This window comes from Paenibacillus auburnensis (assembly GCF_927798115.1).
Lineage (GTDB): Bacteria > Bacillota > Bacilli > Paenibacillales > Paenibacillaceae > Paenibacillus_AQ > Paenibacillus_AQ auburnensis.
In genome coordinates this window covers 407,376-419,784 of sequence record NZ_CAKMMG010000003.1, presented here as the reverse complement: position 1 = coordinate 419,784, position 12,409 = coordinate 407,376, and the positions used below count along the sequence as shown (strand labels likewise).

Sequence of the window (12,409 nt, the reverse complement as noted above, 5' to 3'; positions counted from 1 at the left end):
AAACCTAACCGAAAAGGATGTGAGAGAATTGAAGGAATATGACTATTCGCTGGATGCTATCAAAGGGTTTAGCTGTATTTTGATGATTGGGGCTCATATTCCTATTTATTTTAATGGTAATGAACGTGTGTTTCAGATTATCGCTAGTTTGGCACCTGTACTATTCTTTGCGGTCTCGGGTGTTACTACCACCTTCCAGGCCCGCAGAAAAAGCCTCCTGTCGCTGTTTAGCTTCTATGTGCTTTTCGCTGTCATCGGATTCTCGTATAATCTCATGTGGAGACCGGATGTTCAGGCCTTTTCAGTAATGGATGTTCCCCAGATCATCACACTCGGAGTGCTCAGTGTATTTCTCCTGGAGAAATATTTGAAGCCCGCGCTCGTTGTGTATCTCCTCTTACCGCTTCTTCTTTTCTCCGTACATTATTTCATCGGGAACCAGTTGCCGGACTTTCCACTGAAAACCATGCTGTTTACGGAGACGATTGGCTTCACTTATTTCCCCTGGATATTTGCTTTTGTGGCTGGAGTGTTCGCTTACAGATGCAGCAATAAGGTGAACCTTATTTTGGCTCTGGGTGCAGCGCTATTATTGGGCATATTCTCTTACGGAGGATTGCATGAGGCGGATTTTATTAAATATAATATGTCCGTGAAATATTTTCTGCTGTCACTGGTCGTTTTGTTTGGGGCCTTTTTCATATTCAGAAGGAAACCGAGCTATTCACCATCCAACTTCATTATATTTTTCGGACAGCATTCGTTTTTATTTTTATTCACCCATCTGTTCTTTATCCTAACTTTTGACCGTCTCGGATTGGGCAGTCTGTATATTGTCCTTATGTGGGGGCTGGTTTTGGGCTGTACTTATGTAGCGATGCGAATCCTGATGTGGCTTAACCGATACATAGATCCATACCTGAACCATCCGGTGCCCTGGGTTATTATCGTTCTTGCCGTTGTAGCAATCCCCGTGCTCATTTCCAATGCAGAGTTAATCATTCTTTCGGAAGCTGCGTTAGGAATTCTCTTTTCGCTGAATTACAAAAAACTGTCCAGTCTGATGCCTGCAACCTCATCTCCCCGTGACAGGGCGGCCCTTCAGGAAGTGATCCATGAGAAGGCTTAATGCCAAGTAGTATGTACCGTACCAGCAAATGGTGGGCAGAGAAATGGTAATCCTGGCATTATTCGATTGTAAAGAATGTTGAATTTGAAAAAGGGTCCTGCCGGCAATATCAGCCGGCAAGACCCTTTTTCTGTACCGCTATACAAGTTGAACTCGTTTTAGTTCCTATCCATAAATCCGGTAATTTCCGCTCAAGGCCAGCAGGCTGAAGAAATACAGGCAGTTATCATAATACCGCCTTACACCGGTACGGAGCGGCGTATTCCAGAATTGTCTGACGAAGGGCTCGGCATCGGGACCGTCAGCTGCGAGTGAGGCCATGGCGAGCGTGGCCAGCAGCCCAACCGGATGCAGGGACGGCTCATCGAAAGGCTGGCCGTCAATAGTATACCGACGGTAATCTGTAATCTCAATATCCCGGAAAAAGGCCTGGATCCGGTTCGACTGCTCCACCTGCCAGGGATCCTTGCGGAACCATTCGTAATCGAGCCCGATGTTGGCGGCCACCCGGTAGGCATCGCTGAAGAAGTGACGGTAGTCTCCATGCGGCTGGGGTTCAGCCGGTGATCCGTCATAATTGGCGTATTCTGGCGACAGACCGGTTACCGGATGACAAGCGGTGTGCAAGTAAGCACGGCTGGCCGCTGCGGCTTCTGTCCAGAAGGATCTATCCTGTTCATCCGCCTGCAGGGCGAACAAGTCATAAAAATGCGGCAGATGGTAAGACGGATCGCTGAAAGGAGATTCGGGAATGAATTTAATCAGCCGGGTCTTCGGGTCCCACATCGGGTCCCCTTCACCGTCTTCCCCTTGATGCACACAAGCACGGAGAATGGTCCGGGCCTGCCCGGAATAATTGAACGGCTCCGGTCCGTCCCCCCAGCGGCTTGAGGCAAAGAACAGCGCCATCGCGAAGAATTCTTCTCCATCCGGTGCCGGACCCGGGGAGAGCCGTGTTCCGTCAGGTTTGCAGTGCCAGGCAAAATAATCCTTGTAGCGGCCATCCGTATGCTGCATGAAGACCTTGGCGAACTTCCACAGCCGGTCGAATTCCTCTTTCTTGTTCATCTGAACAGCCATCATCATTCCATAGGACATTCCCTCTGACCGCACATCCGAGTTGCCCGTATCCACAATATAGCCCTTATCGTCATCCATTGGATGGTAAATACGGACCTCCGGTGCACCGTAGAACAATTCCGTCCACGTATGCTCAAGTCTGTTGCTGATTTCCTCATCACTAAACCCAAGCTCACTGAACAGATTTCGGTATTCACGCGTATAAAAGGAACCTTCTTTGCAGATTTTCATCGCAGCCTCCAGGTGTTGGTAGTTGATTTTGCCCAAAGTATAGCATAGGAGGAGGTGTCCAAATTAAAGCGCTTTCCCGAAAAAGTATAGCTGCTGCTCACTCACTGGCTTTTCATAAAATCCGTCCATTCCGCAGCGCGAGAATAGATAGATATCCATAAACTTTCTCCTTTCAAGTTGTACCAATTTCCCCGTACATGCACTTCTAGGCGGTTACCCACATAGAATAAAAGGACCATGAACCCGTAGTTCTCACTACTGTCCGGTTTCATTGTACATGTACGGGAGGTGTCGCCAAGTTGCCAGGAATAATAAGCACGATAGCGCTGCTGATCAAAGAACTGACATTGCTGGTATCCTACGTAAGAAATAATGCTTTCCCCCAGCCCCTGTCTGAACAGGATGAGAGCAAATACTTAGGAATGATGGCCGAGGGAGACGCCAAAGCGCGAAATTTGCTGATTGAGCATAATCTGCGGCTTGTTGCCCATATAGTCAAAAGGTTGTGGACACGATACGATGTCACTATGATTATTAATACTTTAAATTCAAGAAAGATTTTATTAAATTAACCGTAATCAACTACCCGCGTACTTAGTTTTGAATTTTCTGAAGTCCTTCTCTTTAATGAAAAACAGTTCATGTGTAGATCTAGTCATAGCCACATATAGAGGATTTACTTGGGCGGGCGATAAGTGAGTACATGAGAAATTTTCATCAAATAAGGAGTCAAAGGTCTTTGTAAGAATAATGCAGCCTTTTTTGTATGTATCACCTTTGGAATATCCCCAATTTATTGTGGGTGAACAAGTGTACAGGGCACTGTTGTTATAAAATAACTTTACAGTATCAGTATCCTCTAATGTATGAATTATTTTTTGTTCATCCTCTAATAACTCGTAATGTCCCTGAATGAGACTAGCTGATTCAATGTATATACCAAGTTTACTACTGATGAATGTGCATATTTTTACTGGCACACGTCTACTTTTAATTAATGTAGACTCATCGATATGTGCCTTTCCTTTGAACAAGAGTTTGTATTCATCTTTAGACAAATAAGCCTTACCCTTTTTTAAATATGGTTTACTTGCTGTGAAATCTGACTTGCTAACTGAATGCTGATGGAAGTCACCAACAGCGAAAACGTCTAAATCAGGTTCACTAATAAAATGATTTAAAAGATCAAAATCTTTACCCATGAAATCTTGAAGTTCATCAAAATATAGATGGTCACAAAAATGCTTTAAACGCTCAAACATCTTTTTTAATACTTCTTTTGATTGTGCTAAAATCAACTCAGACATTCTTGAAACGTAATATTTTTCAAAATAAAGATAGTGTCTGTAATCATCCTTTTTCATGTATCTTGGATTTGGCTTACCTAAAATACTTAATGGTTCCGGAGATTTAATAATTTCAACTCCTGAGGTAATAAACGCCGTTTTATTTCCAATTGTTAAAATTGGCTCGAATGGTTTAAGAATCCATCTATATAAGAAACTTGAAAAGGTTAATACGTGAGTATTTTTTGGCAGCTCACCGTTAACTTTTTTAAGTTCTTTCTTTAGGTTATCTACATTTTGTCTTGTATAAGTAATAACCAGATTATTGGCAGATGGATTCAAATGATTAGCGATATAATGAGTTTTTCCTGAGCCTGCCACAGCAAGCATTATTTTTGAATGAGCCATTCAATTCCCTCCTGAATATACTGAGGTAGTAGAACATGAGTTTTATAATCATCTTCTTCAGATATTCTTAAGGCTGCTTCGGTTTTATTTTTAAGCATATATGCCAAATTTTGGTTTAGAGCTTTCTTGCGATATTCAGCAGTGGTCCCAGGTTTTTTTTCAGAAATGGTTTGAAGTTTTGATTGATTAGAGTTGAAAAGACACACTTCGAAAGTGAATTCGTTTATATCTGGCGAACACTTTATAAGGACATTAGAGTTTTCTTTATTAGTTTCAGAGATTGAATTAATTGTTTCTTGATCACCATCGTTATCTGTGATTACCAAAAGTCGATTCTTAACTATCTTTGACAATTCTATATAATGTTTGTATGTAATGCCCCCTCCTGATAAAAGTTCAACAACATGTTTTTCTAAAGTATAATTGAAAGTATTTATAGTCAACTGGGGTAATAGAATATACTCACTATTTCCTTCTACTAAAATAACTCTTTGAGCTAAAATATAGTTCAATAGCTGCATATTATCTGTTTTCATGAAATATTCTGCTGTTTCTAAAGGTATATTTTTTAAAGAGTAGTACCTTCTATTGCAGATCCAGATGGTATTTCTTAAATCTAACCTACTTACAATCAAGGGATCATGTGTAGTAATGATAATTTGAGCACCGTCACATTTATTTTGAATATCTTTAATGAGCTTTCGTGTATTTAAATAGCTTAAATGATTTTCAGGTTCTTCAAGTAAAATCAAATCACTTTTAACTTCTAATGCAATTTCAGTTTTGATTAAGTTCTCCTTTCCCTTCCCTTTGTTTTGAATCGAAACCCCTTCGCTTTTCAAATCCAGTAAATTTTCTAATACAGTTTTTCCTTCATCAATGCCAAAACTATAGTCTTGTAGATTTAATTTTTCCGTATTGCTGTTTACAAAATGTTGAACGTTTTTTCTAAATTGGTGTGACAGATTTTGTCTATCTGGTGGAGCTAACTTGTTAATATAGATGCGTCTGGAGTAAGAATCAAAGAGGTTGTTTTTTCTTATTGAATTATCGATTAAAACATTCTTGAGAGGAGAATTCTTGTTTATGTATTTCCGTCCAGCAAAAGTATTCCATTCAGCTATGTAATAGTCTAGCGGAATAAAAGTTTCGTCGTAATTGCCTTCATATAAAACATCCAATAGTTCATGATGACTCTCATCAAATTTATATGTAAATTTTATACCGGTTTTCATGGTAGGAGAAAACGACGAATGGAGTCCATTAAAATACTCAGAGCGTATATCCTTTTCATCATTGAAAAATAATTCAATTTCTATCTTGGGGAGATTCTTAATAGACGGTTGAAACTTATATTCCTGGACAATTTCCTGATTAAAATATTGTTCAAAACTAGCGTTAGGTGAGATAAATGTCTTTTGATTAAGTACAATATCTATTGCTTCTAATATCGTACTTTTTCCCGCTTCATTTTCGCCAATTAAAACATTAATGTGAGGACTAAAATCAATGGTGAAATCTTTGAATTTTTTATAACCATTAATTTTTAGACTTTGTATGTACATAACATTTCCTCCTAATAAACACCATAATTATCATTATATCAAAAAAAATAGCTGATATAGTTGATAAAAAGCTACAGTAGATATTAACGCCACATGGTGTATATGTTTCAAGAGATGAACGTGACGTTATGTATAAGGAAAGTTTTAGAGATTTCATGAACAGCATAGATGAACATGATTTTGTTGTAATGATTATTAGTGATTCCTATTTAAAATCAAGAGCATGTATGTATGAAGTTTTAGAAACAATGAAAAACGTCTACGATATATCTGGCAGAGTAAGTTATGCTAAATATTGGGTGCAAGAGGAGAAGAAGCTTCAAAAATTAATTGAAAGTATTGATAGCCCTCTAAACCAAATTAAGCCTATTAAAGAATAAGTGTTAAAAAGATTTTATTTGATATTGATGAATTTACATCAATGCTAGCAGATAGGAAAGGTATTCCGTTTAAGAAGATGGAGGAAAGTAACTTTTCTCCTTTACTGAACTAGTGGTTCCTAAAGTAGAAAGTAATTAAATATAGAAGTTTCTTTGATTTGTATTTGAAACGTATTTTAAATCTATATTTACTTTCTGAGGAATAATAGATATTACTTCATTCTAAAAAGGATTTCTAATTCAAATGAAGATATAGTCTTAGTATTAGAAGAGTCAAAAGGTTGTGGACACGATACGATGTAGTATGTATATAAACCCAAGATCAGTTGTTAAATTTAAGACTATATGTAGACAATACAATTAGATAAAACTAATGTAATTGTAAACAATACAACTCTGGGAATCACTCCCGGAGTTTTTCTGTATCCTGTTAGGGTGTGTATTCGAACTATGATTTTGTAAAAATCGGGTAAAGAATAGATATGATGAGACGATACGATCTTCGTGAACGACCAATGGGATAAGATAAAGGACCTACTACCGCGGGAATGAAAACCACAAGGAGGGAGACCCCCGAAAGATTATCGCCAGATGCTGATGCCATGCTGGGTGGCACATATAGGTGCACCCTGGCGAGATTACCGGAATACTACGGATCATGGTCCCGTCTACAGTCGGTTTCGGCGCTGGCAAATCGCCGGTATCTGGAACCCCATTTTAGAGCATCTCCTACAAAGAACGCCATCTAATCGAATGTTTTTTCAACTAAGTAAAACATTAGCGCCGATTGGCAACTCGTTATGACAAATTGGCCTGTACCTGTATGGCTTTTTTGACATTGGCTTCGATTATGATATGGCTTATTTAGGTTTGCATACACGCCCTAGATTGTTTACTCAGGTCGGAAACAAAGCTAGATTGAACACTGTTACCAGAGAATAAAATATGACCTTGAATCGATTTATTGCTGAAAACGCCAATCGTCAAATATTCGGGTTAAATCCTATTAATGAAATGGGTGGGGTTTGTCCCAGGATTAGTGATGCTGCCCTTATTTTAAAAATAAAACGAAGGTGCTCATGATTTCTTTAGCCCCTTTGTTTTATTAATCAAATATCTTCAAAACTCCTCGCGAATGACTATAACCTTTATAATTTTGTTCTATTTTATTATACTATTGTTCCTAGTGAATTGACGGGCATAATGCAAGTTCAGCTTTAAGTAGGGGAAAGCTTAAGCAGAAGAAACGGTGATGAAGCATTATAATCTTTTCTGTAGTATATGCAAAAAATGAAGAAGGGCGAATGGTTAGCAACTTTGGCCCTTTGTCATAAGAAGTAGGCGAAAATCCTTTAAACGTTGACCGTTCGGGGAATTCGAGAACGAAAGGTGACTTGTAGATAAGTAGAGCACAAAGAGCTGATACATGTTAGTTTTTGTGCATCTCTTATGCTACTGAAATGAAATTTCTATCGATAAGTTATTATATCTTAAATTTATTTCAAAGAACGAAGATGCGCATAAACTTCGTCATGTTCTTTGATCCTAATATTAGGGTTTCTTAGGTAGTGTTGTGTATAACGAAGAGTGGACTGAAAACTCTCATGGCCTAGAAGTTCCATTATGGTGAATAAATCAGTTCCAGCATCTCTCATAAAAGTTGCATAAGAATGCCTAATGCTATGTATTTTCATTGGTGGAAGGTTTGCCTTTTGGAGGTAACTTTTAAATAGGTGATCTACCTCTTGTCTTTTCAACGGTTCCTGATTATGTTCGTTAACAAAAAGATGGTCAGATTCTTTAAAGTTTGAATTTTTTAAATATGTCTTTAGAATTTTCCCGAATCCCTTTCTTAAAACGACGGTTCTTTGAACCTTCGTTTTTGTTTTTATAAGGATAAACATTTCATCAACTAGGTTGATAGATGATATCTTTAAGGTGAGTATTTCATTTATACGACAGCCAGTAGAAAATAATAAGCAAAAAAGAAGAGCATCTCTTGGAAGATTATCACTATGAGTAACTAGGCTATGAAGGAACTTCAAAAATTCATGTCTACTTAACACACGGGTGTCAGCTTCATTGGGTCTATAGTGACTTAAAGAGAAGTTAGAGGTGGAAATTATATCAGGAAAATCCCGATTTTTTTTAATGTATTTAAAAAAACTGCGTAGAGCATGGGTCGACAAGGCCAATTGGGAATATAAACAGGATTGGCTTAGCTTCATTAGGTAGCCATCTAAAATTTGTGCATCTAAAGGTTTATAAGCGATGATTGAGTTATTTACATCTCTAATAGTATAAATTCTGTCTAGTAAGACTTCACTAGGATGGCAATGTAATTTCTGAGCTAAAAAGTCGCAAAATTTTAAAAGCTCTTTTATATATTTAGCGACAGTTAAGTCCGAATTCCTTTGAGTAAGACGGTAATGTTCCATTTCAATGTAAAAATTGATCATTATAATCCTCCTCACCAATACCCAGTACGTTATTTAAGAGCTTTTCCAGAGGAAATGGATATTTCAAAACAGCATGTTTTAGATCGACAGGATGACGCTTTGTATATAACCTAGTTGTTTCAATGTTTTCATGACCTAAAATTTCTTGCAAATCATATATTGCCATACCTGCCTTTAAAGCATTTACAGCAAATGTGTGCCTAAAGCTATGAACAGTATATTGTCCCTTAATATCAAGCCTGTCGAAAATCTGCACTAACATATACTGTATATTGCTTATAGATAGCGGCTCTCTCTGTGAATAACATCTTTTAGAAAAGAGATATTCATGATTCCGGATATCCCATTGGTGAAGGCCAGTACGTGATAGATAATCAAGGATTAGTTTTTTGACCTCTGGATATAGAGGAATGAACCTTTCTTTTTGTCCCTTCCCCCTTCTGATAAAAATAAGGTCCTCGTATATGTTAAAATCTGACACCCTTAGATTTGCCACCTCACTAATTCGACAACCTGTTCCTAACATAAAATAGATTAAAGCAAAGTTTAAAAAGGGCCATTTGCTTTTTTTTGCTTCATTTAATAAGGAGACTACGACTTCATCTGGAAAATACTTGGGTAAAACTTCATGTTTGATAAACTGGAATTGGTTTTTTATATCTGTATTAATGTAGTTTTTAGTGTAAGCAAAAACCAAAATATTTCTGATAATCGCAGAATAAGTATTCTGCGTTTTGGCTTTTAGTTTAGATCCTTTTAAAGGAGTACAAGTATTAAGGAATTCATCGAAGAGATTCTCGTTAAGATCAGAAATATAGAGACTATGAGTTTTAGACGTTAAGAACCGAGAAAATTTGTTGAGAATAATAATATAAAAATCGATAGTGGCTTTCGATTTTCTTTTGTTTACTTTTAATGCTATTAAATACTCATCAATAACTGAAGATAAAAGTCTTTGTTCTAATTTTTTCTTTTTTCCTTCAATAAGTAATATTAAGTCATCAAGATCAATTTGATACATCTGAGCAATTTTTTCTGGAGATATAGTAACATTAATATCAAACTCCACCTATTTCCCCTCCTTAGAAAAGCGAATTATTGGATTGTGAGGCAAGGATTTATTTAATAGCTTTTTAACACTTCTATGGATATACCATTCAGTAGAACAACGATGTTTATGTCCCATAGAAGCAGATACTTCATCAAAATCGTTCCCGTTGTCTAAAGCGTTAGTTGCGTAGGTGTGGCGAAGTCCATTTGCCGTAATATGCTTACCTCCTATTTTATGTGTACTATACACATTGAATATAGATGATGGATCTTTGAATTGCTCTCCAAAAATATTGACAAACAAAAAGTCATTGTCGGTATTATAAGTTAACCTTATCTCTAAATGACGCATAATCAAGTCACATAAATCTTTGCTAATTTTCAATGTACGGTGACCTGATTTTTTGCTATATAACTGAATTTGTCTTTCCGTTGATTTAAAATCAGAAATTTTTATGTGTTTTACTTCTATAGGTCTGCATCCCGTTTCCATAACAAGTAGTACTATACTTAAGTTTCTGAATTTCATTGTATTTTTGCTTAACACGAGAGTATCTACAAAAGATTTTATTTCTTCAACCTCAATATAATCGTTATTTCGTTTACCTTGAGCTTTAAGTCTGTCTGGAACCGTATAAGAAATATTTAAACTTGAGATGTTAGATAGCATTTTTAGAAATTTTTTTATTGCATCCAAGTATATGTTAACTGTACACTTCTTGATGTGCCCTGAATAAAGTTGCTCTTCTAAATATGTTTCGTATGCTATTACCATAGTTTTGGTTAAACGGTTCATATCTGTGGTCGACATAAGAGGTGAGATCTCGGGGTGGAGCCTGCACAAGAAGGATAGAAACATCTTTATTGCTGCAGTTTGATTATCAAGTGTACTCTTTGCATAACCTTGGTTAGAATAATACGTAATATAATTTTCGAGAATTGGAATATTGTTGTTACGTGGTCTTAAAGTTCTAACAAACGGTGTGCCTTTAATTTTAGATTCCTTCTTTTTAATAATTGAATTGAAAATCTGCTCTAAAAATCCGCTTGTATCTTTAAATTCATTTTTATTAAATATTTCTATTAAAGTCTTAACTTGAATTTTTTTTAACAAGAGGTCATCCTCAGTTTGTATGTTCTTAATTATTTGCATTTTCTCCACCTCTTTAATAGTGTTTCTCAATATAAGAGTAATATACATCGTAGTATTCACTATAAAGAATGAATGAAAAGGTATAGTGTAAAATACACAGATATGTTATTCTAACAACAAGTATTTAAATCGACACACTTTGGGTATGTTTCTTAACTGTGTACGCAAGAATTGCGATGACTGAATTAAACTAGAGACATACAGCGGACGGCCAATTGTGATTGAAAATCACTCGCCGGAAAAAGCAGTGTATCCATGAACGTTTGCAAATTTCTAAAAGGAATTTTTGCTTGACGAGGATGGAACAACCTTTGGAAATAAGGCTAATCGTAGCCCTTTTTTAAAGGTAAGTAGTTTAATTTATGTACTATTCGAAAATTTCTAAAAGGCATTTCCTCCAAGACGGAGGAATGTCTTTTTTTACATTTAATCCCAAATTTGAACCATAATTTTTGTTATGTTTCAAATCCTTTAATTTGATAAAGCGTAATTGGCATATGAAGAATTTATGCATGTTATCTTTAATCAATATGAACACTTAAAGGAGGTGCAGACTTATAATGATAAAAGGAATTAAAAGTGATTGTGCGTGTGTTTGTTTATTATTTATCGATTTCACTCCTTGTCTTTTAAGATCTGTCCTTGAACTGGTTAATCATGATACCCCAAAAAATCAGTACTGGACCTTACTCACTGTATAAAGTGAGCAAGGACCAGTAACTCCATTTTTTAATATGCTTTTTCCGGTGATATCAAAATGAGGAAAAAGCGTAACAAGATTGAATTATCCGATATTATTGTAGCACTTACACGAATACGGAGCTTTTTTACTAAAGCTGACTCTACTGACCCTACAGCTATTAAAAATTTAATTGAATATAAAAGAGATTTAAAAGGTAGATTTACCTATAAGTGGACGGAATTACTCTTTTTGAGAATGGATCTTAATGAAGTGAGGGCTTTTCTCTTGCATATAAAGTTTGTGGCCGCAAGGCGAGTGGTGATAATGCGAGAAGAAATACTCGGTTTCAACAAATATGAGTTAAATACCCGATTTCGCATAAATAATGATCAAATGACTAATTTTACGAATGTTGATAATCTTCAAGCACAAGAGGTAAAGGCTTCAAGTCAATATCAACAGTTATCAGGAGAGCGGCAGATTGTAGCCGATATTAATTATCCAATTGAGTTCCTGGCCTTTATTTCCTTGCTCTCAAGGCTACCGCTCCAATGGCTTTTAGTACCTGAGCCTGATCTAACTTGGAACACCGAACATTTTGTTTACTTGAATGATGTCTCATTACATTATAGTAAGCAAGAATTTAGTGCTTTCTTAAATGGACTTGACCATAACACTCATGATGTACGAGCAGTTACCCTAACAGATTTAATTACAAAAACTAAACTATATCTACGTGTGGAGCATCTCTTTGGTACCTTAAGTATTGAGCTTTGTAATACGTATGCTAGTAATCAAGAATATGAAATGTTTATAGGATTGTTTCAAGGAGAACGTTATTGTTACGGCTTGATGCCAACAGTTATCCCTAGTCAAATCAATCATACAGTAGTAATGAGACACGTACTTTCAAAGCGCCCAGTTTGTTATCCGATTGAATTCATTGTTAAGCCCCCCTCACTGTATTGAGTGAGGAACGTGATAAT

At 36.5% G+C, this 12,409-nt stretch carries 9 protein-coding genes and 1 pseudogene; 4 read left to right on the top strand and 6 right to left on the bottom strand.

All coding sequences use genetic code 11. From position 1 onward, the window contains the following. Nucleotides 1-28 precede the first annotated feature (28 nt). Entirely contained in the window at nt 29-1,129 is a 1,101-nt protein-coding gene (locus tag L6H70_RS15615) for a hypothetical protein (RefSeq protein WP_236334652.1), read from the top strand. A gap of 165 nt (nt 1,130-1,294) precedes the next feature. Here L6H70_RS15615 and L6H70_RS15610 read toward each other — a convergent pair whose 3' ends face one another. Next, the gene (locus tag L6H70_RS15610; protein ID WP_236334650.1) at nt 1,295-2,440 is read right to left on the bottom strand and encodes a family 8 glycosyl hydrolase; all 1,146 of its coding nucleotides are present in this window, start codon (nt 2,438-2,440) and stop codon (nt 1,295-1,297) included. Nucleotides 2,441-2,739: 299 nt separating this feature from the next. On the opposite strand from L6H70_RS15610, the pseudogene L6H70_RS15605 reads away from it, so the two are divergent. Continuing rightward, nucleotides 2,740-2,943 (top strand): annotated as a pseudogene (locus L6H70_RS15605) (RNA polymerase subunit sigma-70); the annotation flags it as partial. Between the two features lie 75 nt (nt 2,944-3,018). Here L6H70_RS15605 and L6H70_RS15600 read toward each other — a convergent pair. Together L6H70_RS15600 and L6H70_RS15595 are read right to left on the bottom strand one after the other, a co-directional pair. After that, nucleotides 3,019-4,134: a DEAD/DEAH box helicase family protein gene (locus tag L6H70_RS15600; RefSeq protein WP_236334648.1), complete on the bottom strand. Its 1,116-nt coding sequence runs from the start codon at nt 4,132-4,134 to the stop codon at nt 3,019-3,021. Further along, on the bottom strand, nt 4,116-5,699 hold the full coding sequence (locus L6H70_RS15595; RefSeq protein WP_236334646.1) for an ATP-dependent nuclease: 1,584 nt from the start codon (nt 5,697-5,699) through the stop codon (nt 4,116-4,118). Before L6H70_RS15595 ends, L6H70_RS15600 begins: the two co-directional genes overlap by 19 nt. A 155-nt stretch (nt 5,700-5,854) precedes the next feature. Here L6H70_RS15595 and L6H70_RS15590 point away from each other — a divergent pair, with 155 nt between their 5' ends. After that, a complete protein-coding gene (locus L6H70_RS15590; RefSeq protein ID WP_236334644.1) occupies nt 5,855-6,079 on the top strand; it encodes a toll/interleukin-1 receptor domain-containing protein in 225 nt (74 codons plus the stop codon). 1,496 nt (nt 6,080-7,575) lie between these two features. On the opposite strand, the gene L6H70_RS15580 is transcribed toward L6H70_RS15590, so the two are convergent. Genes L6H70_RS15580 through L6H70_RS15570 form a run of 3 tightly spaced genes read right to left on the bottom strand, consistent with a single transcriptional unit; the run spans nt 7,576 to nt 10,741 of the window. After that, entirely contained in the window at nt 7,576-8,538 is a 963-nt protein-coding gene (locus tag L6H70_RS15580) for a tyrosine-type recombinase/integrase (RefSeq protein ID WP_236334642.1), read from the bottom strand. After that, nucleotides 8,519-9,607, bottom strand: coding sequence for a tyrosine-type recombinase/integrase (locus L6H70_RS15575; protein WP_236334640.1), 1,089 nt, complete (start codon nt 9,605-9,607; stop codon nt 8,519-8,521). Before L6H70_RS15575 ends, L6H70_RS15580 begins: the two co-directional genes overlap by 20 nt. Next, nucleotides 9,608-10,741, bottom strand: a complete 1,134-nt coding sequence (locus L6H70_RS15570) for a tyrosine-type recombinase/integrase (RefSeq protein ID WP_236334638.1) — start codon at nt 10,739-10,741, stop codon at nt 9,608-9,610. A 757-nt stretch (nt 10,742-11,498) separates the two neighbouring features. On the opposite strand from L6H70_RS15570, the gene L6H70_RS15565 reads away from it, so the two are divergent. Then, entirely contained in the window at nt 11,499-12,392 is an 894-nt protein-coding gene (locus L6H70_RS15565; RefSeq protein ID WP_236334635.1) for a hypothetical protein, read from the top strand. The last annotated feature ends 17 nt before the right edge of the window (nt 12,393-12,409 follow it).